The sequence below is a fragment of the Pengzhenrongella sicca genome (genome assembly GCF_017569225.1).
In the GTDB taxonomy this organism is placed as follows: Bacteria; Actinomycetota; Actinomycetes; order Actinomycetales; family Cellulomonadaceae; genus Pengzhenrongella; species Pengzhenrongella sicca.
The window spans coordinates 2758912-2782836 of record NZ_CP071868.1; the positions used below are offsets into that span (position 1 = coordinate 2758912).

At 75.0% G+C, this 23925-nt stretch carries 20 protein-coding genes; 15 read left to right on the forward strand and 5 right to left on the reverse strand.

Going from position 1 to position 23925, the window contains the following annotated elements; all coding sequences use genetic code 11:
- Nucleotides 1-63: 63 nt before the first annotated feature.
- The gene (locus J4E96_RS12710; RefSeq protein ID WP_227422469.1) at nt 64-486 is read right to left on the reverse strand and encodes a VOC family protein; all 423 of its coding nucleotides are present in this window, start codon (nt 484-486) and stop codon (nt 64-66) included.
- 98 nt (nt 487-584) lie between these two features.
- On the reverse strand, nt 585-920 hold the full coding sequence (locus J4E96_RS12715; protein ID WP_227422470.1) for a YnfA family protein: 336 nt from the start codon (nt 918-920) through the stop codon (nt 585-587).
- 97 nt (nt 921-1017) lie between these two features.
- Between J4E96_RS12715 and J4E96_RS12720 the strand changes: the two genes are divergently transcribed.
- The 7 genes from J4E96_RS12720 (at nt 1018) to J4E96_RS12750 (ending at nt 7397) form a co-directional block, all read left to right on the forward strand.
- Nucleotides 1018-1719 carry a YoaK family protein gene (locus tag J4E96_RS12720; protein ID WP_227422471.1) on the forward strand — a complete coding sequence of 234 codons (702 nt, stop codon included), beginning with the start codon at nt 1018-1020 and terminating at the stop codon, nt 1717-1719.
- A gap of 64 nt (nt 1720-1783) precedes the next feature.
- A complete protein-coding gene (locus J4E96_RS12725; protein WP_319637679.1) occupies nt 1784-2602 on the forward strand; it encodes a methyltransferase domain-containing protein in 819 nt (272 codons plus the stop codon).
- Between the two features lie 170 nt (nt 2603-2772).
- Nucleotides 2773-3549 carry an ATP-binding cassette domain-containing protein gene (locus J4E96_RS12730; protein WP_227422472.1) on the forward strand — a complete coding sequence of 259 codons (777 nt, stop codon included), beginning with the start codon at nt 2773-2775 and terminating at the stop codon, nt 3547-3549.
- Nucleotides 3550-3643: 94 nt separating this feature from the next.
- On the forward strand, nt 3644-5863 hold the full coding sequence (locus tag J4E96_RS12735; RefSeq protein ID WP_227422473.1) for a YhgE/Pip domain-containing protein: 2220 nt from the start codon (nt 3644-3646) through the stop codon (nt 5861-5863).
- A 12-nt stretch (nt 5864-5875) separates the two neighbouring features.
- Nucleotides 5876-6490 carry a TetR/AcrR family transcriptional regulator gene (locus tag J4E96_RS12740; protein WP_227422474.1) on the forward strand — a complete coding sequence of 205 codons (615 nt, stop codon included), beginning with the start codon at nt 5876-5878 and terminating at the stop codon, nt 6488-6490.
- Nucleotides 6491-6550: 60 nt separating this feature from the next.
- Nucleotides 6551-7039 (forward strand): ribonuclease E activity regulator RraA, encoded by a 489-nt coding sequence (gene rraA, locus J4E96_RS12745; protein ID WP_227422475.1) that lies wholly within the window; start codon nt 6551-6553, stop codon nt 7037-7039.
- 91 nt (nt 7040-7130) lie between these two features.
- Nucleotides 7131-7397 (forward strand): cold-shock protein, encoded by a 267-nt coding sequence (locus J4E96_RS12750; protein WP_227422476.1) that lies wholly within the window; start codon nt 7131-7133, stop codon nt 7395-7397.
- A gap of 935 nt (nt 7398-8332) precedes the next feature.
- Here J4E96_RS12750 and J4E96_RS12755 read toward each other — a convergent pair.
- The 3 genes from J4E96_RS12755 to J4E96_RS12765 all read right to left on the reverse strand — a co-directional run bounded on the left by J4E96_RS12755 (nt 8333) and on the right by J4E96_RS12765 (nt 13558).
- Nucleotides 8333-9982 carry an FAD-dependent oxidoreductase gene (locus J4E96_RS12755; RefSeq protein WP_227422477.1) on the reverse strand — a complete coding sequence of 550 codons (1650 nt, stop codon included), beginning with the start codon at nt 9980-9982 and terminating at the stop codon, nt 8333-8335.
- Nucleotides 9979-12141, reverse strand: a complete 2163-nt coding sequence (locus tag J4E96_RS12760; protein ID WP_406620462.1) for a molybdopterin oxidoreductase family protein — start codon at nt 12139-12141, stop codon at nt 9979-9981. The genes J4E96_RS12755 and J4E96_RS12760 overlap by 4 nt, the downstream gene beginning before the upstream one ends.
- 61 nt (nt 12142-12202) lie before the next feature.
- Nucleotides 12203-13558 carry an MFS transporter gene (locus tag J4E96_RS12765; protein WP_227422479.1) on the reverse strand — a complete coding sequence of 452 codons (1356 nt, stop codon included), beginning with the start codon at nt 13556-13558 and terminating at the stop codon, nt 12203-12205.
- 220 nt (nt 13559-13778) lie between these two features.
- Here J4E96_RS12765 and J4E96_RS12770 point away from each other — a divergent pair, with 220 nt between their 5' ends.
- From J4E96_RS12770 to J4E96_RS12805, 8 genes are all read left to right on the forward strand, one after another.
- Nucleotides 13779-14417, forward strand: a complete 639-nt coding sequence (locus J4E96_RS12770) for an ArsR/SmtB family transcription factor (protein ID WP_227422480.1) — start codon at nt 13779-13781, stop codon at nt 14415-14417.
- Nucleotides 14414-15730, forward strand: a complete 1317-nt coding sequence (locus tag J4E96_RS12775; protein ID WP_227422481.1) for an MFS transporter — start codon at nt 14414-14416, stop codon at nt 15728-15730. Before J4E96_RS12770 ends, J4E96_RS12775 begins: the two co-directional genes overlap by 4 nt.
- Nucleotides 15731-15860: 130 nt before the next feature.
- Nucleotides 15861-17561, forward strand: coding sequence for an HNH endonuclease signature motif containing protein (locus tag J4E96_RS12780; RefSeq protein ID WP_227422482.1), 1701 nt, complete (start codon nt 15861-15863; stop codon nt 17559-17561).
- 221 nt (nt 17562-17782) lie between these two features.
- Nucleotides 17783-20377, forward strand: a complete 2595-nt coding sequence (gene nirB, locus J4E96_RS12785) for a nitrite reductase large subunit NirB (RefSeq protein ID WP_227422483.1) — start codon at nt 17783-17785, stop codon at nt 20375-20377.
- A gap of 59 nt (nt 20378-20436) precedes the next feature.
- Entirely contained in the window at nt 20437-20826 is a 390-nt protein-coding gene (gene nirD / locus J4E96_RS12790) for a nitrite reductase small subunit NirD (RefSeq protein WP_227425752.1), read from the forward strand.
- On the forward strand, nt 20823-22049 hold the full coding sequence (gene cobA / locus J4E96_RS12795; protein WP_227422484.1) for a uroporphyrinogen-III C-methyltransferase: 1227 nt from the start codon (nt 20823-20825) through the stop codon (nt 22047-22049). The genes nirD and cobA overlap by 4 nt, the downstream gene beginning before the upstream one ends.
- A 20-nt stretch (nt 22050-22069) precedes the next feature.
- Nucleotides 22070-23182, forward strand: a complete 1113-nt coding sequence (locus J4E96_RS12800) for a uroporphyrinogen-III synthase (protein ID WP_227425753.1) — start codon at nt 22070-22072, stop codon at nt 23180-23182.
- The gene (locus J4E96_RS12805; RefSeq protein WP_227422485.1) at nt 23179-23919 is read left to right on the forward strand and encodes a sirohydrochlorin chelatase; all 741 of its coding nucleotides are present in this window, start codon (nt 23179-23181) and stop codon (nt 23917-23919) included. The genes J4E96_RS12800 and J4E96_RS12805 overlap by 4 nt, the downstream gene beginning before the upstream one ends.
- Nucleotides 23920-23925: the final 6 nt, after the last annotated feature.

Consider the following 23925-nt stretch of genomic DNA (forward strand, 5'->3'; position numbering starts at 1 on the left):
TCTTGCCCCGGAACCCTACCGACCGGCGGGCCTCGGCGAGGACTGCCGCGGCGACGGCGGCGATCAGTTCGAGCCGGCCTCCGGGACCGCGATGTTGACCATCCAGCCGATGCCGAACTTGTCGACGCACTGGCCGAACTCGTCGCCCCACATCTGCTTCTCGAGCGGCACGGTGACGGTCCCGCCGTCGGCGAGCTTGCCCCAGTAGGCGCGCAGGTCCATGGTGTCGTCGCCGCTCAGGCTGATCGAGATGGTGTCGCCGGGGTGCGAGTCCATCCCGGGCGGGGCGTCGGCGCCCATGAGCGCGAACCCGTGGTCGGCCTCGAGCATGCCGTGCATGATCTTGTCGGCCCCGGGCGCGTCGGGATCTCCGTACTCGCCGTAGGTCGAGAAGGTCAGCTCACCGCCGAACACGTCGTGGTAGAACTCCATCGCCTCGCGGGCGTTGCCGGCGAAGCTGATGTAGGGATTGAGGCGAGACGCCATCGGATCCTCCTCGGTTGGCTGAGTGTCAACTCAATCGCCGGCCCGAGCGGCCTGTCAACGGCTAGCCCGTGAACGAACGGCGCGTCGCAGGGGCTGGCTCACGCGGCGCGCGGCGAGAACATGATCACCGCGACGCCGGTCAGGCAGATCGCGGCACCGAGGAGGTCGTACCGGTCGGGCCGGAACCCGTCGACCACCATGCCCCAGGCGAGCGAGCCCGCGACGAAGATCCCGCCGTAGGCGGCGAGGATGCGCCCGAAGTTGGCGTCCGCCTGGAGGGTCGCGACGAAGCCGTAGAGGCCGAGCGCGATCACGCCGGACCCGACCCAGAGCAGGCCGCGGTGCTCACGCACCCCCTGCCACACGAGCCACGCGCCGCCGATCTCGGCGAACGCGGCCAGGGCGAACAACGCGAGGGACCTCAGGATCGGCATCCCGCAGCCTAGATCGCGCGCCGCGGCCCGCGCAGAGGCGGCGAACGGACCGCCTGCCGGTACTGTCCTGCCACACATCCGATCGCGAGGGAGCCCGGTGACCCACCGCCTGCTGCGCCACCCCGGCGGCCTGCACCTGTCGCTCATGCTGGTGCTGACGTTCTCGACCGGCGTGATCGACGCCGTCGGCTACCTCGGGCTCGACCGCGTGTTCACCGGGAACATGACCGGCAACGTCGTCATCCTCGCGATGGCGCTCACGGGCGCGGACGGCCTGCCGGTCGACGGGCCGGTGGTCGCGCTCGCGATGTTCATGCTCGGAGCGCTGATCGCGGGCCGGGTGCTGCGCCTGACCCCGGCGGGCTGGTCGGGGCGTTCGACCGCGCTGTTCGTCGCCGTCGGCCTGCTGCTCGCTGCGTCCGCCGGGGCCATGCTCGTGCTCACGCAGGCCCAGGCCGACGACGCGCGGCTCGCCATCACCGGCGCGCTGGGGCTCGCGATGGGGGTGCAGGCGGGCGCGGCGCGGCACATCGGGGTCAAGGACGTCACGACCGTCGTGGTGACCTCGACCCTCGCCGGCCTCGCGTTCGACTCGCGGTTCGGACATCGCGTCGGCCAGCAGTGGCCGCGCCGGCTGCTCGCCGTCGTGCTGATCGGCGCGGGCGCCGCGACCGGCGCGATCCTGCTGGACGTGCACTTCGGGCTCGGCATGGGCCTGTCCGCCGCCCTCACGCTGATCGTCGCGCTGCTCGGCCACCTGGGCCGACCGCACCCGGTCGACGACGCCGGCGGCGCCTGAGCGACACCGGACCCGCGGCATGCATCGAGGTCGAGAGTATCTTGATGTCGAGAGACTTCGGGAGGTGGTCGCCGTGCCAGACCTGTGGGACCCGGAGCAGTACGCGCTGTTCGCCGATCACCGCCACCGCCCCGCGGCCGACCTGATGGCCCGCGTGGGCGCCGCGGACCCCCACCTCGTCGTGGACCTCGGGTGCGGGGCGGGCACGCTCGCGCTCGAGCTCGCCCGGCGCTGGCCGGACGCGCGGGTCGTCGGCGTCGACTCGTCGGCGGCGATGCTCGACCGCGCGCGGAACGCGGACGCGGCCGGCCGGGTCGAATGGGTGCGGGCCGACGTGCAGGAGTGGGACCCCGCCAGCCTCGGCGCCCCGATCGGCGTCCTGGTCACGAACGCGCTCGTGCAGTGGGTTCCCACGCACCGGCAGCTCCTGCCGCGCTGGGTCGGCGCGCTCGCGCCCGGCGGCTGGTTCGCGCTGCAGGCACCCGGAAACTTCGAGGCGCCGTCGCACCGCCTGCTGCGCGCCGAGGCCGCGCGCTCGCCCCGCGCCGCCGACCTCCTGCCGCGCCTGCGCGGGGGCGACGCCGTGAGCGAGCCGGTCGTCTACGCGGCCCTGCTCGCGGGGCTCGGCTGCGACGTGGACGCCTGGGAGACGACCTACCTGCACCTCCTCGACCCGGCGGGACTCCAGGCGGACCCCGTGCTCGAGTGGGTCCGCGGCACGGCCCTGCCGCCGCTCCTGGCGGCGTTCGACGACCCCGTCGAGCGGGCGGAGTTCGTGCGCGCGTACGGCGACGCGCTGGCGCGGGCGTACCCGCGTCAGGAGTACGGCACGCCCCTGCCCTTCCGCCGGGTCTTCGCGGTCGCGCACAGACGCCGCGACTGACACCCCGGGCGGGATGCCTGACATCACCGCGGGCGTGACGCCCGGCAGCACGGCCGGCGTGACGACTGACACAGCGCCCGCCGGGGCACCGTCGTGGCCGTCGACGTACTCTTTGTACTGACCGGTCAGTATGAGATCGGCTTCCTCCCCAGCCACGAAGGCGCACCGCGATGTCGAACCCCACCAGCACCGAGCTCACCCCGATCGCCGCAGCCGAACCCGACGAGGCCGCGGTCGACAGCCCCGAGCCGCCGCCCGCCGTCGTCGCCACCGGCCTCGCGCTGCACGGATCGCGCGGCCTCGTGTACGGGCCGGTTGACCTCGTGCTGCCGGCCGCGAGCCTGCTCGTCGTCCAGGGCACGCAGGGTGCCGGCCGGTCGAGCCTGCTGCTGACCCTCGCGGGCCGCATGGTGCCCGACCGGGGCGCGCGCCTGACGGTGCTCGGCCTCGACCTCCCCCGGGCACGCACGCAGGTGCAGCGGCGGGCCGCGATCGCGGGCTTCGCCGGGATCGACGACCTCGACGAGTCGGTCCGGGTCAGCGACCTCGTGCGCGAGCGGCTCGCCTGGCTGACGCCGTGGTACCACCGCGTTCCCCCAGTCACCCAGCGCGCCTTCGCCGCGCACGCGAGCGCGGTCTGGGGCGATCGGCCGATCCCCCGCGTCGGCTCGATGATCTGGGACCTCGACGAGATCGACGTCATGCTGCTGCGCATCACGCTCGCCATGGCGCAGCGCCCGGACCTGCTCGTCGTCGACGACATCGACCAGGTGCGCGACGGCGTCCGGCGGCAGTTCGTGTGGACCCGCCTCGAGGCGATCGCCGCCGCGGGCACGACCGTGATCGCCTCGGTCTCCTCGCTCGGCGAGGCGGCCGCGATGTCCTGGGTCGTCCCGCCGCAGCAGCTGCACCTGAGCACGGGCCCGCACGCCATTGCGGCCGCCTGACCCGCAGGTCCCACGGGCCTCGCCCGACTCCCCCCGCACGCCACCCCCCCCACTCCCCCCGCGCCCGACCGGCGCCGCGTCCGAACGGATCGTCATGCTCTCCCTCACCTCCACCGGCACCGAGCTGCGCAGGTTCCGCCACGGCGCGCTGCCCCGGATCGCGGTCGCCGCGATGCTGCTCATCCCGCTGCTGTACGGCGCGCTGTACCTGTGGGCGTTCTGGGACCCGACCGGCAACCTGGACAAGCTGCCGGTCGCGCTCGTGAACGCCGACCGCGCGGCGACGGCCGACGGCCGGTCGATCGACGCCGGCGCCGACGTGAGCGCCGAGCTGCTCGCCTCCGGTGACCTCGACTGGGTCGTGACGGACGCCGACGACGCCGCGACCGGCGTCTCGGACGGCACCTACTACTTCGCCCTCACGATCCCGGCGGACTTCTCGACCCAGATCGCGTCCGCGGGCGGCGACGACCCGGCCGCGGCCGAGCTGATGGTCACCTATAACGACGCGAACTCCTTCCTCGCCTCGACCCTCGGCAAGTCCGCGATGGCCCAGGTCCGCACGGCCGTGTCCGACTCCGTGAGCGAGCAGGCCGTCGACACGGTCCTGGTGGGCCTCGGGTCGGCGCGGGACGGCTTCGCCGAGGCGTCCGACGGCGCCCTGACCCTCACCGCCGCGAGCGGCCAGCTCGCCGACGGCGCGACGCAGGTCGCCGACGGCTCCGGCGCGCTGGCCGACGGCGCGGCGTCCGCCGCCGCCGGGGCGAGCACGCTCGCCGCGGGCGCGGGCGACCTCGCGGACGGCGCCACGGCCGCCGCCGCGGGCAGCTCCAAGCTGGCCGCCGGGGCCTCGAGCGCCGCGACCGGCTCGGCGCAGCTCGCCACCGGCGCCGCCACGGCGGCGAGCGGCGCCGCGACGCTGTCGACCGGCGCCACGGCCGTCGCCGACGGAACGGCCACCGCGGCCTCCTCGAGCGCACAGCTGGCCACCGGCGCGACCCAGGTCGCCGGCGGCGTGGATGAGACCGTCGCCTCGGTCGGCGCACTCGCCGGCAAGCTGCCCGCACTGAGCGCCGGGCTCACGAGCATCGGCCAGTACCTCGGGGCCCAGGCGAGCGCGGGGGACGTCACGGCGGCCGCGCTGCTCACGGGGCTGCAGACCGCGACCGCCGCACTGCCGGACGCCGACGCGCTCGCGACCATGCAGGCCGATCTCGCGACGCTCGACGCCGGCGCCAACGACGTCGCGACCGGGGCCACGGCGCTCAGCACGGGCCTCGATCCCCTCGTGGCGGGCACCCGCGAGGTGGCGACCGGGGCCGACGCGCTCGCGACCGGGACGAGCGCGCTGTCGACCGGGGCCGGCACCCTCGCGACCGGGACGAGCGCACTGTCGACCGGGGCGAGCACGCTCGCCGCAGGCAACGGCGTGCTCGCCGCCGGCGCGGGTCAGGTCTTCGCCGGCGCGGGTCAGCTCGCGGACGGCACGGGCACCCTCGCGGCGGGCTCGACCACCCTGGCCGACGGCGCGGGCCAGGTCGCGGACGGCGTCGGCCAGGTCGGCGGCGGGACACAGACGCTCGCCGACGCGCTGCGTTCCGGCGCAGACCAGATCCCCGCCGACTCGGCGGCGCAGCAGACGCAGCGCGCGAGCGTGCTCAGCTCGCCCGTGTCGATCGACTCGACGGACTCGGCCCAGGCGGAGGGGTTCGGCGAGGGCTTCGCGCCGTTCTTCATCCCGCTCGCGCTGTTCGTCGGCGCCCTCATCACGTGGCTGCTGCTGCGGCCCGTCCCCCCGCGCGCGCTCGGGACCCCGGCGTCGGGCTGGCGGACGGCGCTCGCCGGGTACCTGCCCGCGCTCGCGATCGGCGTCGGCCAGGTCGCGATCATGCTCGCCGTGATCCACGTCGGGCTCGGCCTGCAGCTGGCGAGCGTCGCCGGGACGATCGCCTTCACGCTGCTCATCGTCGCCGCGTTCCTCGCGCTGCAGCAGATGCTCAACGCGGTGTTCGGCCCGGCCGCGGGCAAGGTCATGATCCTCGCGCTGCTGATGCTGCAGCTGGCGTCCTCGGGCGGCACCTACCCGGTCGAGACGACGCCCGCGTTCTTCCAGGTCATCCACCCGCTGCTGCCGATGAGCTACGCCGTGTCCGGGCTGCGCGAGGTCATCACCGGCGGCATCGACGCGCGGCTGTGGACCGCCGTCGCCTACCTCGCCGTCCTGCTCGCCGTGTCGCTCGCGCTGACGGCCTGGCGCGCCGGGCGGATGCGGACCTGGACCCTCGGTCGGCTGCACCCCGTGCTCGAGATCTGAGAGGCTGGCGCGGTGGACATCGCGGTGGGGCTCGAGGCGGCGCACGCTGACGGGGCGCGCGCCGCCCCCGCGCGGCGCAGCGGGACGCGCCAGCAGATCATCGACGCGGCCGTCGCGCTGATCGCGAACCGGGGCTTCTCCGCGACGTCGGTGGACGACATCGCCGCGGCCGCTGGGGTCGCGAAGGGCTCCATCTTCTACATCTTCGGGTCCAAGACCGACATGTTCGAGCAGATCCTCAGCGAGGGGGTGCGGCGCCTGACGGACGACCTGCGGGCGGCCGGCGCCGGGCTGACCGGAGCGAGCGCGCTCGCCGCTCTCGTGACCGAGCTGCTGCGCAACGTGCACGAGCATCCGGCGTTCGCCAAGCTGATGACCGCCGAGGTGTTCCGCACGGGCCGGCACTGGCAGGACTCGATCCGGCTCGTTCGCGACGAGTCGATGGCGGTCTTCGCCGACGTCGTGCACGAGGCGCGGCCCGACCTGGACGCCGCGCTGGTCGGGGCTGCCGTGTTCGGGGCGACGCTCGTGACCGGCCTCGAGTGGCTCGCCTTCCAGCCCGAGCGCACGTTCGACGAGGTCCGCGCCGCGATCCTCGCCACCACGCACGGGCTGCTCCCGGGCTGAGGCCCGAGCCCGCCGCGACCCGCGCCCACGACCCGCGCCCACGACCCGGAAGGCCCCGCCATGGTCAGCCCGTCAGCCGTCCCCCCGACCGCCGATCTCGTCGACGCGCACGGCGCCGCGCTGGGCAGCTGCGACCTGCAGCTGCGCCAGTACGGCGGGCACACGGCGTTCGCCGGGACGGTCCGGACAGTGCGCTGCCACGAGGACAACGCCCTCGTGCGGCGCGTGCTCGCGGAACCCGGGGGCGGGCACGTGCTCGTCGTCGACGGCGGCGGCTCGCTGCACAGCGCGCTGCTCGGCGACCAGATCGCTGCGGCCGCGGTCGCGAACGGCTGGGCCGGCGTGGTGATCCACGGCGCCGTGCGCGACGTCGCCCAGCTGCGCGAGCTGCCGCTGGGCATCAAGGCGCTCGGCGCCAACCCGCGCACGGGCGCCAAGCTCGGGGTGGGCGCGGTCGACGTGCCCGTCACGTTCGGCGGCGTCGAGTTCACCCCCGGCCAGCAGCTGTGGAGCGACGACGACGGCGTCGTCGTCCTCGCCACGGGCTGAGGCTCGCGGCGCGGCCCGCCGGTCTTGACGGCGTCGCTCGGGGTTCGAGACGATTCCGCGACACCGCCGAGCGCACCCACCGAGGTTCACGATGGCTACTGGCAAGCTCAAGTGGTTCGACGACAACAAGGGCTACGGCCTCATCTCCCTGGATGACTCCGGGGTGGAGGTGATCGTCATGGACTCTGCGGTCTCGAGCGAGACCCGCGCGATCCTCGACGCTCATGTGCGGCTCGAGTTCGATGTGGTGCAGGGGATCACTGGCCTCGAGGCCGACAACCTCCATGCCTTAGGGCCGCTCGAAGGTCCCGGCACGGGAGGCGGCGGAACCCGGCCAGCCCCGCAGGCGGGCTTCTAGCCGTCCATGGCCGACCTGCTCAAGGGTCTCGCCGGTGGCTGGGCGTTTCTCGTCTCCTGGGTCTTTCCGTCGCTGACCGCGTGGTCGGTCTTCGGCCTGCTCGTGTTTCCGCGCCTCGACTCGGTTCCCGGCTTCGCCGACATCGCCGCCACGAGCGAGGCGAACCAGGCGATCGCCCTCCTCGGCGTCGCGTTCTTCACTGCCATCCTGCTCTCGGCGCTGTCGACGACGCTCTACCGCATCCTCGAGGGCTACCTTCTGCTCCCCGAGCGTGTGGCCGTCCGCTGGCGCCAACGCCAGCTGCGCCGTCGCACCGCGCTGCTGGCGGAGGTCGCGGCGCTGCGCGCCCGCCACCCCGAGGGCGATGCAGGCGCGGCTAGCACGGGCATCTCGGTGCGGATCGGGCTGATCAACGAGAAGCTCCGGCGGTTCCCGGCCGACCCGCGACAGTTCGGCCCGACGGCGTTCGCCAACGCCCTGCGCGCGGCGGAGACCTACGGCTGGGACCGCTACCAGCTCGACTCGCAGACGCTGTGGTCCGAGCTGCAGGCAGTCCTGCCCGAAGGGCTCAAGGACGAGATGGACCGGGCGCGGGCGCCGATCAACTTCTTCGTGTCCCTGCTCTTCCTGTCGTGCCTGCTCGGGGCGGCGTGCGTCGCCGCGGCGTTCGCCGGTCCGACGGACGCGCTCGCGCTCGTGGCCGCTGCCGCCGGCTCCGCGGCGCTCGTGCCGGTCTGGTACCACCTCGCGGTCCTCAACACCCGCTACGTCCTGGTGGTGATGCAGGCGACCGTGAACGTCGGCCGCGTCGCGCTCGCCGCGTCTCTGGGCCTCGAGCTCCCGCGAACGCTCGCCGCCGAGCGCGGGATGTGGGAGCAGATTTACTGGTTCGTGCACGAGCCCTACGACCCGACGTACGTCGCGAGCCTCGATCGCTACCGGCTCGATCCCGCCGCCGCGCCCGCGCGCCCGACCGTCCCCCCGAGCGCTGCGCTCGCGACGCCGTCGGCCACCAACGGTTCCGCCGCGCCGGCGGCCGCCGACCCCACCACAGAACCCGCCGCGACCGGCGCCGCGGCCCCGGCGCCCGAGGCCTGACCCGGGTTCCCCAGCCAGTCGAGCAGCCCGCACACCGCGTCCGCGCACCCGCCGCAGCCGGTCGTCGCGCGGGTCGCCACCGCGACGTCGGGCAGAGTCCGGGCGCCCGCGCGCCACGACGCGACGATCTCGCCCTTCGTGACGCCGTTGCACCGGCACACGGTCGCCCGGTCGGGCATGAGGGTCGCCGACGGCTCGCTCGCCGCCACGGCGCCCCGGACCGGCCGGAGCAGCAGCTGCGCAGGGTCGGCGGGGGCGGGAGTGCGGCGCGTGTACGCCGCGACGAGGTCAGCCGCGACCGGTCCCGCGCCGACGCACGTCGCCCCGACGACGACGCCGCCCGCCACCACGACCTCGACGTGCCGGCCGGCGTCGGGGTCGCTCAGCCGGACCCGCCGCAGCCCGGGGGCGGGCGCGCCCGCGATCGGCCCGTGCCCGCCCATCGTGACGACGTCGAGGCCGTGCGCCTTGACCCGGACGACGTCGGTCGGCGCACCGGCGGCGGGCGCCGGGGACGCGCCGTCGGCGGGCGCGCCGGAGGTGAGCAGCGCCGCGAGGCGTCGGGCCTGGTCCCAGCCCTGCGCGATCAGCCCGGACCCGCCCTCCGGGGGCTCGGCGCAGTCGCCGATCGCGTAGACGGCGGGGTCGGCGGTCGCGCAGTCGGCGCCGACGACGACGCCGCGGCGCACCTCGAGCCCCGCCCGCAGCGCGAGCCCCGTCTCGGGTTCCGTGCCGGCCGCGAGCACGAGCAGGTCGGCGGGCAGCCGCTCGCCGTCGCCGAGCCGGACGGCCGCGAGGCGACCGGCGAGAAGCTCGACCTGCGCCGTTCGCGCGCCCACGCGCTGCCCGACCCCCAGCGCGGCCAGCCCGCCGGCGACCGCCGCCGCGGCGGCCGGGTCGAGCTGGCGGTCCATGAGGTGGAGGCCGCGGTGCACGACCGTGACGTGCAGCCCGCGGCGCGCCAGGCCGCAGGCGGCCTCGAGGCCGAGCACGCCGCCGCCCAACACGACGGCGTGGCGCGCGTTCACCGTGGCGGCGACGATCTCGCGCGCGTCGTCGAGCGTGCGCAGCGCGTGGACCCCGGCGGGCAGGCCTGCGGGCAGCCCGGCGGGCGCGCGCCCTGCCGTGACCGCCGCCGACGGCAGGCCCTCGATCCCGGGCACGCGGGCGCGCGCGCCGGTCGCGAGCACGGCTACGTCGTACCCGAACCGCGCGCCGTCGGCGGTGGTCACGACCCGCTCGAGGCGGTCGAGCCCCGCGACGGCTGCGCCGAGCAGCACGCGCACCCCGGGCAGCTCCTGGCGCGGCAGGGCGAGGGACGCGACGTCGACCTTGCCCGCGACCACCTCGCTGAGCAGCACCCGGTTGTACGGCTCGTACTCCTCCGCGCCGAGCACGGTGACGTCGAGCCCGCCGTCGCGGCGCACGAGGTCCTCGACGAAGCGGGACCCCACCATCCCGTTGCCCACCACCACGACGCGCGTCATCGGATCGCCCCGCCGGCCGCGACGGCGACCGGGACCGTTGGCGCCGTGCCCGCCGACGCCTGGACCGCCGACACGTCGATCGCGCACACCTTGAACTCGGGCATCCCGGAGATCGGGTCGGTCGCGTCCGTCGTGAGCCGGTTCGCGCTGCCCTCGCCAGGCCAGTGGAAGGGCATGAACACCGCGTCGGGCCGCGCGGACTCGGTCACGTGCGCGACCGCGACCGCGACCCCGCGCGCGGACGTCAGGCGCACGAGCTCGCCGTCGGCCACCCCGATCCGGTCGGCGAGCAGCGGGTGGAGCTCGGCGAACGCCTCGGGCTGCGCGGCGGCGAGCGCGGCGACCCGGCGGGTCTGCGCGCCCGACTGGTAGTGCTGGAGCACGCGCCCGGTGATCAGGTACACGGGGGCGTCGGGGCGCAGGTCGTCCGCCGGGCCGTGGTGGTCGACCGCGACCATCCGGGCGCGACCGTCCGCGGTCGGGAAGGACTCGACGAACAGCCGGGGCGTGCCGGGGTGGGCCGGCTCGCCGGCCGGGGTCGCGGGGCACGGCCAGAACAGGCCCGCGTCGTCGGCGTCGAGGCGCGCGTGGCTCAGGCCGCCGTAGTCCGCGACGCCGCCGGCGCTCGCGCGCGCGAGCTCGTCGAAGACCTCGGCGGCGTCGGTCGGAAAGCCTGTCGTGACGCCGAGGCGCGCGGCGAGGTCGTGCAGCACCTCGAGCTCGGTGCGGACGCCAGGCGGCGGCGCGAGCGCGCGCCGGCGCCGGAGCACGCGGCCCTCGAGCGACGTCATCGTGCCCTCCTCCTCGGCCCACTGGGTCACCGGCAGCACGACGTCGGCGAGCTGGGCCGTCTCGGACAGCACCAGGTCACACACCACGAGCAGGTCGAGCGCCGCGAGCCGATCGCGCACGCGCAGGGCGTTCGGCGCGCTCACGAGCAGGTTGCTGCCGTGCACGAGCAGCGCCTTCGGCCCGGCGGGGGTGCCGCAGCGGCGCAGCAGCTCGACCGCGGGCAGGCCCGGCCCGGGCAGGTCGGCGGGGTCGACGCCCCAGACGGCGGCGACGTGCGCGCGGGCCGCCGGGTCGTCGATGCGCCGGTAGCCGGGCAGCTGGTCGGCCTTCTGCCCATGCTCGCGCCCGCCCTGGCCGTTGCCCTGGCCCGTCACGGCGCCGTACCCGCTCGCGGGGCGGCCGGGCAGCCCGAGCAGCAGCGCGAGGTTGATCGCGGCCGTCACGGTCGCGGTGCCCTGGGTGCTCTGCTCGGCGCCGCGGCCCGTGAGGATGACCGCGCCGGTGCCGCCGGCGGCGGGGGCGGCCGCGGCGAGCAGGCGGGCCGCGGCGCGCAGGTCCTCGGCCGGGACCCCGCAGACCTGCTCGGCCCGCTCGGGCCACCACGCGGCGACGCTGCGGCGCGCGTCGTCGGCGCCCGTCGTGCGCGCGGCGAGGTAGGCCGTGTCGGCGAGCCCCTCGGCCCACACGACGTGCTGGAGCGCCAGCAGCACGACGAGGTCCGTGCCCGGCACGGGCTGCAGGTGCAGCCCCGAGCCGTCGGTGAGGGTCGCCGTCGCGGAGCGGCGCGGGTCGACCACGACGAGCCCGCCCGCCGCGCGGGCGCCCGCGAGGTGCGCCGACGACGGCGGCATCGTCTCGGCCGGGTTGCTGCCGAGCAGCAGGACCGCCTGGGCCCGGCCGAGGTCCGCGAGGGGGAATGGCAGCCCGCGGTCGATGCCGAACGCGCGGTTCGCCCCCGCGGCGGCGCTCGCCATGCAGAACCGGCCGTTGTAGTCGATGGACGGCGTGCGAAGCACGACGCGGGCGAACTTGCCGAGCGCGTACGCCTTCTCGTTCGTGAGGCCGCCGCCGCCGAACACCGCGACCGCCTCCGGCCCGTGCGCGGCGCGCAGCTCGCGCAGCCCGGTCGCGACGCGGTCGAGCGCGTCGTCCCAGGTCGCCGGGTGCAGCGCTCCGTCGGCGCCGCGCAGGAGCGGCTGCGTGAGCCGCCCCGGCGCGCGCAGCACCTCGGCGCTGGTCCAGCCCTTCTGGCACAACCCGCCGCGGTTCGTGGGGAAGTCCCGACCGGCGACGGCGACGGGCGCACCCTGCTCGGGTGCGTCGTCGGCGGCAGGGTTCGCCGGCAGCGACACCGCCGTCAGCGACATCGCGCACTGCAGCGCGCAGTACGGGCAGTGCGTCGCGGTCCCGCCGGCGCCGGTCGGCACGTCAGATCCCCGCGGCGCTCATCGGCGCCGCGCGCCGGCTGTACACCGACCAGGTCGTGGCGGCCATGATCAGGTAGATGCCGACGAAGACCCACAGGGCGGGCTGCAGGCTGCCGGCGATCGAGTTCGACAGCGCGAACCCGCGCGGGATGAGGAAGCCGCCGAGGGCGCCGATCGCGCCCGCGATGCCGATGCAGCCGGCGGCCGCCTTGCGCGCGCGGGCCGCGCGCTCGGGGGTCGTGGCGCCGACCCGGAAGACCGCGGGGATCATCCGGTAGGTCGCGCCGTTGCCCGCCCCGGTCGCGACGAACAGCACCAGGAACGTGCTGAGGAACAGCGCGAAGCTGCCGGCCCGGAGCGCGAGCACCGCGCCGACGGCGGCGACGGCCATCACGAGGAACGACGAGATCGTCACGCGCGCGCCGCCCCACCGGTCGGCGAGGATCCCGCCCACGGGCCGCGACAGCGAGCCGACGAGCGCACCGAGGAAGGCGATGCTGAGCGTGACCTCGGGGAACTGGGTCTTCAGCAGCGTCGGGAACGCGCCCGCGTAGCCGATGAACGACCCGAACGTGCCGATGTACAGGAACGAGATGATCCAGGTGTGCCGGTTGTGCACCGCGGCGCCGAACGCGCGGTAGTCGGCCTTGGCGAAGGTGAGGTTGTTCATCATCCGCGCGGCGAGGAACGCCGCGAGCAGGATGAGCGGGATGAACATCAGGCCCGCCCGCGACAGCTGCAGGCCCGCGCCCGTCACGATCACGAGCGGCACCGCGAACTGCACCGCGGCCGTGCCGAGGTTGCCGCCGGCGGCGTTCAGGCCGAGCGCCTTGCCCTTCTCCCGCTCGGGGTAGAAGAAGGAGATGTTCGCCATCGACGAGGCGAAGTTGCCGCCGCCGAGGCCGGCGAGCGCGGCCACCCCGAGGAGCATCCAGAACGGGGTCGTCTCGGGCCGGCTCACGACGAACGCGAGCGCGCTCGCCGGCAGGAGCAGGAGCAGGGCCGAGATGATCGTCCAGTTGCGGCCGCCGAACCGCGGCACGGCGAACGTGTACGGGATCCGCAGGGTCGCGCCCACGAGGCTCGGCACGGCGATCAGCCAGAACTGCTGATCGACCGTGAGCACGAAGCCCACTGCGGCGAGCTGCGGCACGACGATGCTCCACGACGCCCAGACCGCGAAGCCGAGGAACTCCGCGAAGATCGACGGGTAGAGGTTGCGTTTGGCGATCTTCCGGCCGCCGTCGTGCCAGAAGGTGTCGTCCTCCGGGTCCCAGGTGTCGATCCACCGCCCCGACCGGACCTCGATCGCCGATGGTGACTGGCCTGCGGTGGTCAAGGTCTTCGGTGCCGTCATCGCGTCTCCTGGAGGTGTTCGACGGGGCCGTGCGGTGGTTCGACGGTAGAAGCGCCATGTTTCGGACACGCGGGTCTGCCGTTACCCGCGCGGAACGAGGTGCGCACGGCGCGCGGCGGCGCGCTGTGAGACTGCTGGGCTCCCGCGTGGACGACTACCCGTGCAAACTAGTTGTGCATAGTTCTTGTGCACAGAGTTCATGCACGCGTAGGGTGCCGACATGTCCCCGACCAACGAACCCGAGCTCACGGGCCTTCACCTCGACGCCGCCGCACTCAAGGTGCTCGCCCACCCGCTGCGGTCCCGGTTGCTCAGCGCGTTGCGCCGGGGCGGGCCGGCGACTGCGACCGACCTCGCCCGACAGCTCGGCACCAACACCGGGGCGACCTCCTACCACCTGCGCAAGCTCGAGACCGTCGGGCTCGTCGCGGACACCGGCGAGGGCGAGGGCAAGCGGCGGCTCTGGCGAGCCGCGACCGACTCCCACGGGTGGACGGTGAGCGACTTCGCCGGCGACGAGGACTCGGAGACGGCGCTGAACTGGCTCGTGCGTGACTACAGCCGACTCCTCGGGCGCGAGTTCGAGCGCTGGCTCGACGTCGAGGGCTCCTGGCCACTCCCCTGGCGCGACGCGGCCGGCATGAGCGACTACGCCATGCTCGTCACCGCGGAACAGGCCGAGGCGCTCAAGGCCGAGCTCGACGAGCTCGTGACGCGGTACCGACTCGCCGGCCAAGGGAACCCGGAGGCGCGGCGGCTCGCGCTGTGGAGCGTGCTGATCCCGACCGACCTCGACGAGGGCGGGGCGGGCGAGGCGGGAGAAGACGGCGGGGAGCGCGGGGAGCGCGGGGAGCCATGACCGCGCGAGCCCTGTCAGCCGCCTCCGCGCGCCGCCGGTTCGTGCTGCTGACCGTGACCCGGTGGTTCCCGGTCGGCCTCGTGATCGGCGTCACCACCCTGATCGCGCTCGAGCGCGGCATGAGCCTGACCCAGCTCGGGGTCATCCTGGCGATGCAGGGCTTCGTGGTCCTCGGCCTCGAACTGCCCACCGGCGGACTCTCGGACGCCGTCGGCCGTCGGCCCGTCCTGCTCGGCGCCGGCGTCGTCGCGTTGGCCTCCGGCCTGGTCTTCATCACGGCCCACACGTTCGCCGCGTTCATGCTCGCCCTCGCGCTCCAGGGCGTGTTCCGCGCGCTCGACTCCGGCCCGCTCGAGGCCTGGTACGTCGACACGGCCCAGGCCGACGATCCGGCGGTCCGGGTCGAGGACGCCCTGACGCGGGCTGGCACGGCACTCGGGGTCTCGATCGCGTCCGGCGCCCTCATCTCGGGCGCGCTCGTGGCCTGGCACCCGATCGCCGCGGTATCGGCGCTCGAGCTGCCCTACTGGATCGCGCTCGGGTTCTACGCCGTCAACCTCGTCGCGATCGCCGTCCTCATGCGTGAGGACCGGAGCGGCGCGGGCTCACGTGGGCTGCGCCGGGCCCTGCGCTCGGCCCGCGAGGCGCCGCGCACCGTCGCCGCGGGCGTGCGCACGCTCGGCTCGTCGCGGGTGCTGCGCGCGCTCGTGATGGTCGAGGTGTTCTGGTCGGTGGGGATGATCGCGTTCGAGACCCTGATGCCGGTCCGGCTGTCCGAGCTGGTCGGCGGGCAGACGCAGGCGGGCGCCCTGATGGGACCGGTGTCCGCCGCCGCGTGGGGGCTCTTCGCGGCCGGCTCGGCGCTCGCCGGCCTGGCGAGCCGCCGGCTCGGCGTGGGCTGGACCGCCCTGCTGGCGCGCGCGCTCAACGGCGCCCTGATCGTCGTGATGGGCTTGGCGACCGGACCGGTCGGGCTCGTGACGGCGTTCCTGATCACCTACACGCTGCACGGATCGGGCGGCCCGGTGCACAGCGCCCTGCTGCACCGCGAGGCCGACGCCAGCAACCGGACAACCGTGCTGTCCATGAACTCCATGGTGGCCGGCGGCTCGTACACGCTCGGACTGCTCGTGCTGAGCCCGCTCGCGGAGCACGCGAGCACGGCCGCGGCCATCGTCGTGGCCGGGGCGTTCAGCGTGCTGGGCGCGGTGCTGTACCTGCCCGCGATCCGGCAGGAGCGCTCGGCCGCTCGGGCCGGGGACGGAGCCGGAGCCGGGGAGCCGAGGGCGGCGAGGGGCGCAGGAGGCCGATGAGGGTGCTCGAATTCTTGGCTGTCGGGTTATCCACAGGACTGGTTTGACCCCTTGGCAGGTTTGTCTGGTTCACGTAGAATCGAACACATGTTCGAGCATCGGGTTCGGGCCAGTCGCCGGGAGGGACGCGATGAACACCAGCCGCACCGCCACCGCACCCCTCGACGCGGCGAACCTCGACGACGCGGGACTCGCGGACGACACAGAACTCGAGGCTGCAGACGCGGCGCGCGCGGCCGGTGAGGCGGCGGCGGCCCTGGGGCACGCGGAGGTGCTCGCGGCGGCGATGACGGCCCTGGCGGGCGGGATCGACACCGCGGTCCGGTGGCCGGCGACCGACCGCCGCACGGTGCTGACGGGCCTGGACCGGGTCATCGACGCCCTCGCCGTCGTCCGCGCCGGGCTGCTGGTCGCCGAACGGGACTCCGGACACTGGCAAGGACGCGGCGACACGTCGTTCGAGGCCTGGCGCGGACGGACCTCGAAGGTCGGCCAACGCGCCGCGACCGTCCAGTTCCGCCAGGCCGACGAGCTCGAGACCGTCCCCGACGTGGGCGCCGCGGTCACCGCCGGCCTGATCGGCCTCGAGCACGCGAAAGTCATCGCCAGGATCGCCGCGACCGGCACCGACACCCAACGTCACGCCGCGACTTCCCCCGCCGGGCAGCAGGCACTGGTGGACCTGGCGACCCGGGTCGATGCGGCCACGTTCAAGATCTCCGCCGACCGGTGGGCCGCGACCATCGACCCCGCCGCCCTCGAACGCGACCACCAAGCCCAACGCGCCGCCCGCTACCTCACCCTGACCGAAACGCCCACCGGCACCCACCTCAAAGGACTCCTGGACACGTTCACCGGCCGCAAGGTCGCCCTCGCCCTCGAAGCCGCCACCCCCAAACCCGGGCTCGACGACGATCGCGACCCCGGCCAACGCCGCGCCGACGCCCTCGAAACCCTCGCCGACGCCGTCCTGACCGACCCCGCCACCAAACCCGGCGCCCACGTGCCACCCCAGGTCACCCTCATCCTCACCGAACAAACCTGGGCGGCCACCCACACCGAACGCGAACGTCGTCGCGAAGCTGACATCACTGGCGCCGCTGACATCACCGGCGCTGCTGGCGCTGCTGGCGCTGCTGGCGCTGCTGGCACCGAGACCGACGCCGACCGTGACGTGGTCATGGACATGGACCCGGATGCGGCGCCCGACGACCCGCCGTCGGTGGCCACGACCGTCGTGAGATACGAACCAGCGACCTGGGAAGACGGCACCCCCGTGCCCGCCTCCGAGCTCGCCGTGACCCTGTGCGAGTGCGAGCTCACCCGCGTCGTCATCGACGCCGACGGCGAACCCCTCGACCTCGGACGCAGCCAACGACTGTTCACCGGCCCCCAACGCCGCGCCGTCATCGCCCGCGACCGCGAATGCATCTGGCCCCAGTGCCACGGCCCCGCCCGCTGGGCCCACATCCACCACCTCGACTGGTGGAACCGCGACACCGGCCACACCCGCGTCGACCGCGGCGTCCTGCTCTGCACCCATCACCACCACGAAGCCCACCGCCTCGACCTGACCATCACCCGCCACACCCTGCCCGACCCCGACCCCAGCGCACCCCGGCCCCGCGGCACCATGGCCCGCGTCTGGTACCAGTTCCACCTCCCCGACGGCCGCTCCTTCGGCCACCCACCCCACGACGACCCCGACGAACCAACCCCTGCCGCGCCGGCACCGGCTCCCGCGGGAGCGCCCGCACCCGACGACCTGGACCTCACCCGGATCGTCAACCCCATCACCGGCGCCAGCCAACCCGCCTTCTGGCTCACATGAACCCGACCACCGCGACCAGACCGCCTCGCCGGCGCCTCCGGCGGTCGAGGTCGACCCCGCCGCCTCGCTCCTTCCTCCTCACAACGGCCGGCGCCCCGATGTGCGGGAAAGGTTCCACGGAGGTAACCGCCGCGTGTCACCGATGGAAACACCCGCCTCCTAGCCTCGATCGCAGCGGCCCCCGGGGTCGATCCATGCGGTCGATCTACCTGGAGGAACAGATGGCGGCTCCCCCGCAGCACCTCATCGTCGTCGGCGGCGGCATGGTGGCCCAGCGACTCGTCGAGGCGATGCGAGACCGCGACACCGCGGGCGCCTGGCGCGTCACCGTCCTCGCGGAGGAGCCGCGGGCCCCGTATGACCGGGTCGCCCTCACCTCCTACTTCTCGGGTCGCGACCCGGAGGATCTCTCGATGGGCTCACCCGCCCTCTGGGACGACCCGCTCGTGACTCTCGTGCGCGGCACCCCCGTCGTCGAGCTCGACCGCGCCGCGCGCACCGTCCGGACCGCCGACGGCCGCACCTGGGCCTACGACCAGCTCGTGCTCGCGACGGGCTCGAGCGCCGCCCGACCGCCCATCGAGGGCAGCGACCTGCCCGGCGTGTTCGTCTACCGCACGATCGACGATGTCGCGGCGCTCCGCGGCTGGGTCGAGGAGCAGGCCGCGCGCTGGAACCGGCCCGTGCGCGGTGCGGTGCTCGGCGGCGGCCTCCTCGGCCTCGAGGCCGCCGGCGCGTTGCAGGCGCTCGGCACCGCGGCCACCGTGCTCCAGCGCGGCACGCACCTGATGTCCGCGCAGGTCGACCTCGGCGGTGGCGAGGCGCTCCGGCGCCTCATCAACGCACTCGGGGTCGCCGTCCGGGTGAACACGTCGACCGTGCGCATGCGAGCGAACCGGCGCGGTCACATCGGCCGCCTCGACTTCGCCGACGGCGGCCGGCTCGGGGTCGACGTCGTCGTCGTGGCGACCGGCGTGACCCCGCGCGACGAGCTCGCGCGGTCCGCCGGCCTCGCGATCGGCGCACGCGGCGGCGTCGTCGTCGACGACACCTGCCGCACGGACGACCCGCACGTCTGGGCCGCGGGCGAGGTCGCCTGCCTCGGCGGCGAGTGCATCGGGCTCGTGGCGCCCGGGTACGCGATGGCCGAGGTCGTCGTCGACCGGCTGCTCGGCGGGGCCGCCGTCTTCCCGGGCGCCGACACCGCGACCAAGCTCAAGCTCTCGGGGGTCGACGTCGCGAGCTTCGGCGACGCCTTCGCCACCACCCCAGGCGCGCTCGAGCTGGTGCACTCGGACCCCGTCGCGGGCGTCTACACGAAGCTCGTGCTGTCCGACGACGCCCGCACCCTCCTCGGCGGCGTGCTCGTCGGGGACGCCTCCGCCTACTCGGAGCTGCGGCCGATGGTCGGCCGCGCACTGACCGGCGACCCGTCCGCGTACCTGCTGCCCGCGGGCACGACCGGCCGGGTCGAGTCCTCCGGCGGCGACCTGCCCGACGACGCCACGGTGTGCTCGTGCAACAACGTCACGGCCGGCACGGTCCGCGCCGCGGTGACCGAGCACGAGTGCCTGGACGTCGCCGGGGTCAAGGCCTGCACCCGCGCCGGCACGAGCTGCGGCTCGTGCGTCCCCCTGGTCAAGAAGCTCGTGGTCGCCGAGCTCACCAAGGCCGGTGTGAGCGTGAGCAACGCGCTGTGCGAGCACTTCGCCGTCTCCCGCGCGCAGCTGTTCGACATCGTCCGGGTCACCGGGCTGCGGACCTTCAGCGAGATCATCGCGACCCGCGGCGCCGTCGTCGGGGGGCGCGGCTGCGACATCTGCAAGCCCGTCGTCGCCTCGATCCTCGCGTCGCTCGACGACGGGCACGTGCTCGAGGGCGAGCGCGCGACCCTGCAGGACACGAACGACCACGTCATGGCCAACCTGCAGAAGGACGGCTCGTACTCCGTCGTCCCGCGCATCCCCGGCGGCGAGGTCACCCCGGACGGGCTGCTCGCGATCGGGCAGGTCGCGAAGGACTTCGCGCTGTACACGAAGATCACCGGCGGGCAGCGGATCGACATGTTCGGTGCGCGCCTCGAGCAGCTGCCGGAGATCTGGCGCCGGCTCGTCGACGCGGGGTTCGAGTCCGGGCAGGCGTACGGCAAGTCGCTGCGGACCGTGAAGTCGTGCGTCGGCTCGACCTGGTGCCGGTTCGGGGTCCAGGACGCAGTCGGCCTCGCGGTCGAGCTCGAGCTGCGGTACCGCGGCCTGCGCTCGCCGCACAAGATCAAGCTCGGCGTCTCGGGCTGCGCGCGAGAGTGCGCCGAGGCCCGCGGCAAGGATGTCGGGATCGTCGCGACCGACCGGGGCTGGAACCTGTACGTCGGCGGCAACGGCGGGTTCACGCCCCGGCACGCGGTGCTGCTCGCGGAGGACCTCGACACCGCCACGCTCATCCGCACCATCGACCGCTACCTCATGTACTACATCCGCACCGCCGACCGCCTTCAGCGCACCGCCCCGTGGATGGAGGAGGTCGAGGGCGGGATCGACGGCGTCCGCGCGGTCGTGCTCGACGACACCCTCGGGATCGCGGCCGACCTCGACGCCGCGATGGCCCGGCACGTGGACGTGTACGAGGACGAGTGGGCGGCGACGCTCGCCGACCCGGAGAAGCTGCGCCGGTTCGCGTCGTTCGTCAACGCGCCGACGACACCGGACCCGTCCCTCGCGTACGTGCCCGAGCGCGGGCAGGTCCGCCCGGCCACCGCCGCCGAGCGCGCCGACACCTCGGTGCTGGTCGCCGGCACGACGCTGGCGGTCCGGTCGTGACCGCCGACCTGCCGGTCCTCACCACGGACGCGCCCACCCGGTCCATCGACGTCGGCGACCTGACCGCCGGGCCGGACGAGCGGGACTGGCTCGCGGTGTGCCAGCTCGCCGATCTCGTGCCCGAACGTGGCGCGGCCGCGCTCGTGCGCGGCGAGCAGGTCGCGGTGTTCCGGCTGCTGGACGGCCGGCTGCTCGCCGTGGCGAACCTCGACCCGTTCAGCGGCGCGCACGTCATGGCCCGCGGCATCGTCGGCACGCGCGGGGACATCCCGACGGTCGCGTCGCCCATGTACAAGCAGATCTTCGACCTGCGCACGGGCCGCTGCCTCGAGCCCCTCGGCAAGGAGCCGCTCCACCTGGCGACATGGCCCGTACGCGTAGCGGACACTGTGGTGATGATCGGCTACCCCGTTCGCGCCGCCTCGCCCGGCGCGCTGGTGCCCACATGACCACGCTGCTCGGGATCGACCTCGCCGACCGGCTCGTGCTCGTCGCGGGCGGCGGCCCCGTCGCGGCCCGCCGCGTGCGGACCCTGCTCGACGCTGAGGCCCGCGTCCTGGTCGTCGCCCCGCAGGTCTGCGAGGAGCTCGCCGCGCTGATCGAGGCCGGCCGGGTCGCCTGGCGCGAGGACGCCGTGCGCGCCACCGACCTCGACGGCGCGTGGCTCGTGCACACGGCGACCGGCGACCGGATCTGTGACGCCGCGGTCGCGGGCTGGGCCGCCGAGCGCCGGATCTGGTGCGTGCACGCGGGCGACGCGAGCCGCGGGTCGGCGCGCACGCCCGCCCTCACCGGCAGCGGCGAGGTCGTCGTCGGGGTCGTCTCGGCCGGGGCGGCGGACCCCGGCCGCACCGTCGCGGTGCGGGACGCGCTCGCCGAGGTGCTGCGCTCGGGCGGCGCCGACCTGCGCCGACGGCGGCCCGCGGCCCCCGGGTCGGGGCGGGTCGTGCTCGTCGGGGGCGGCCCCGGCCCCGTCGACCTGCTCACCCTGCGCGGGCGCCGGGCGCTGGCCGAGGCCGACGTCGTCGTCACCGACCGGCTCGGACCGACGGCCGTGCTCGACGAGCTGCCCGCCGGCGTCGAGATCGTCGACGTCGGCAAGAGCCCCGACCACCACGCCGTGCCGCAGCACGAGATCAACCGCATCCTCGTCGAGCGCGCGCAGCGCGGGCAGGTCGTCGTGCGCCTCAAGGGCGGCGACCCATTCGTCTTCGGCCGCGGCGGCGAGGAGGTCCTCGCGTGCCGCGAGGCCGGCGTCCCGATCGAGGTCGTGCCCGGCATCAGCAGCGTCGTCGCCGTCCCCGCGGCCGCCGGGATCCCCCTGACGCATCGCGGCACGACCGCCGCCTACCACGTGATCAACGGGCACGCCGGGCTCGACGACGCGGCGCGGCTCGTGCTGCGCGACAAGGCGGCGACCCTCGTCGTGCTCATGGGGGTCTCGGTGCTGCCCGCGCTCGTCACGGACGCGCTGGCCCACGGCGCCGACCCCGGCACCCCGGTCGCGATCATCGAGCACGGGACCACGGCCCAGCAGCGGGTCACGCACGCCCGGCTGGACGAGATCGCCGCGCTCGCGCGCGAGGTCGGGGTCCGCGCGCCCGCCGTGATCGTGCTCGGCGACGTCGCGGCGCCCGGGCTGCTCGCCGGCCGAGCGAGACTAGACCCGTGACCGAACCGATCGATCAGACCATGGCGGGCTGCTGCGTGCTCGTGACCGCCGACCGGCGCTCGGGCGAGCTCGGCGCGGCCCTCCAGCGTCGGGGCGCCGTCATCCGATTCGCGCCCGCGCTCTCGATGGTGCCGAACCAGGACGACGCGCGCCTGATCGCGGGCACGCGCGCGCTGCTGGCCGACCCGCCCGACATCGTCGTCGTCACGACCGGCGTCGGCTTCCGGGGCTGGATCGAGGCCGCCGACGCCGTCGGGCTGGCCGACGAGCTGACCGCGACCCTCCGGCGGGCGCGCCTCGTCGCGCGCGGGCCGAAGGCTCGCGGCGCCATCCAGGCCGCCGGGCTCCAGGCGGACTGGGTCGCCGAGTCCGAGACGTCCGCCGAGATCGCCGAGGTGCTCCTCGACGAGGGCGTGCGCGACCGCACGATCGCGGTCCAGCACCACGGCGCCGGCTCGGACGGCCTCGACGAGGCGTTCCGGGCGGCGGGCGCCCACGTGTACAGCCTCGTCGTCTACCGGTGGGGACCGCCGCCCGACCCGCAGGCCCTCGAGGCGTCCGTGCGCGCGACGGCGGCCGGCGAGGTCGACACCGTCGTGTTCACCTCGGCGCCGGGGTCGGCGGCGTGGCTGGCCGCGGCCGAGTCGGCCGGCGTGCTCGCGGAGGTCGTCGCGCGGTTCGCCAGCGGCGCCGTCGTCGCCGCCGCCGTCGGCCCCATCACCGCCCACCCGCTGCTGGTGCTCGGCATCACGCCGATCGTGCCCGAGCGCGGCCGGCTCGGGTCCCTCGTGCGCACGATCGTCGCGCACTACGGCGGGCTCCAGACGCTCGATACCGTGGCCGGCCGCCTGCAGGTGCACCGGCGCGCCGCGGTGCTCGACGGCCACGTGCTCCCGCTGTCCCCGACCGGGATCGAGGTGCTGCGCCTGCTCGTGGCAGCGCGCGGCGACGTCGTGCTCCGGTCCGACGTGCTCGCCGCGCTGCCCGGGGTGTCCCAGGACCCGCACGCCGCCGAGGTGGCGATCGCCCGGCTGCGCGAGGCGGCCGGCAGCCGCGACCTGATCCGCACCGTGGTCAAGCGCGGCTACCGGATCGCCGTGGCCGAGCAGCCCGGGCCGGGGGTGTCCGCGTGAAGCCCGTCCTCGTCGGGTGCTCGCACGGCACCGACAGCGACGCCGGTCGCGCGGCGATCCGCGCGATCCTGGCCGGCGTGCGCGCGGCGAGGCCGGACCTCGACGTGCGCGAGGCGTTCGTCGACGTCCAGGAGCCGGAGGTCGCCGACGTCGTCGGCGCGGCCGTCGGCGCCGGCTTGACGGCCGTCGTCGTGCCGCTGTTCCTCTCGGTCGGCTACCACGTGCGGGTCGACATCGCGGCGGCGGTCGCGAACCGGCCGGCCGTGGCCGTGCACCCGCTCGGTCCCGACCCGCGGCTCGTCGAGGTCCTGCTCGACCGGCTCGCCACGGCGGGCGCGCGCGGCGACGACGCGATCGTCCTGGCGGCCGCCGGCTCGACGGACGCACGGGCCGCCGTCGCGGTCACCGAGATCGCGACCGCGCTCGACGCGGCCTGGGGCGGCGGCCCGATCACGATCGGCTACGGCGCTGGCGCCTCGCCGCGCGTGCCCGCCGCGCTCGCGACGGCCCGCGAGGCCGGCACCGAACGCGTCGTGATCGCGGCCTACCTGCTCGCGCCCGGCTTCTTCCACGACCGGCTCCTGGACGTTGGGGCCGACGTCGTCACCGAGCCGCTCGCTCCCGACCCGCGGCTCGTGCAGATCGTCCTCGACCGGTACGCCGAGGGTGTAGCGCAGCTCACCGCCGGGGCGCCGGCGGCCGGCCGGCCGGTCGCCGCATCGGGGCCGCCCGCGTAGGGTGAC

Excerpts from the sequence above, each read along its gene's own strand:
- J4E96_RS12710 (WP_227422469.1), bottom strand. The coding sequence starts at position 486 with ATGGCGTCTCGCCTCAATCCCTACATCAGCTTCGCCGGCAACGCCCGC.
- J4E96_RS12715 (WP_227422470.1), bottom strand. The coding sequence starts at position 920 with ATGCCGATCCTGAGGTCCCTCGCGTTGTTCGCCCTGGCCGCGTTCGCC.
- J4E96_RS12730 (WP_227422472.1), top strand. The coding sequence starts at position 2,773 with ATGTCGAACCCCACCAGCACCGAGCTCACCCCGATCGCCGCAGCCGAA.
- J4E96_RS12735 (WP_227422473.1), top strand. The coding sequence starts at position 3,644 with ATGCTCTCCCTCACCTCCACCGGCACCGAGCTGCGCAGGTTCCGCCAC.
- rraA (WP_227422475.1), top strand. The coding sequence starts at position 6,551 with ATGGTCAGCCCGTCAGCCGTCCCCCCGACCGCCGATCTCGTCGACGCG.
- J4E96_RS12750 (WP_227422476.1), top strand. The coding sequence starts at position 7,131 with ATGGCTACTGGCAAGCTCAAGTGGTTCGACGACAACAAGGGCTACGGC.
- J4E96_RS12755 (WP_227422477.1), bottom strand. The coding sequence starts at position 9,982 with ATGACGCGCGTCGTGGTGGTGGGCAACGGGATGGTGGGGTCCCGCTTC.
- J4E96_RS12760 (WP_406620462.1), bottom strand. The coding sequence starts at position 12,141 with ATGTCGCTGACGGCGGTGTCGCTGCCGGCGAACCCTGCCGCCGACGAC.
- J4E96_RS12765 (WP_227422479.1), bottom strand. The coding sequence starts at position 13,558 with ATGACGGCACCGAAGACCTTGACCACCGCAGGCCAGTCACCATCGGCG.
- J4E96_RS12770 (WP_227422480.1), top strand. The coding sequence starts at position 13,779 with ATGTCCCCGACCAACGAACCCGAGCTCACGGGCCTTCACCTCGACGCC.
- J4E96_RS12775 (WP_227422481.1), top strand. The coding sequence starts at position 14,414 with ATGACCGCGCGAGCCCTGTCAGCCGCCTCCGCGCGCCGCCGGTTCGTG.
- J4E96_RS12780 (WP_227422482.1), top strand. The coding sequence starts at position 15,861 with ATGAACACCAGCCGCACCGCCACCGCACCCCTCGACGCGGCGAACCTC.
- nirB (WP_227422483.1), top strand. The coding sequence starts at position 17,783 with ATGGCGGCTCCCCCGCAGCACCTCATCGTCGTCGGCGGCGGCATGGTG.
- cobA (WP_227422484.1), top strand. The coding sequence starts at position 20,823 with ATGACCACGCTGCTCGGGATCGACCTCGCCGACCGGCTCGTGCTCGTC.
- J4E96_RS12800 (WP_227425753.1), top strand. The coding sequence starts at position 22,070 with ATGGCGGGCTGCTGCGTGCTCGTGACCGCCGACCGGCGCTCGGGCGAG.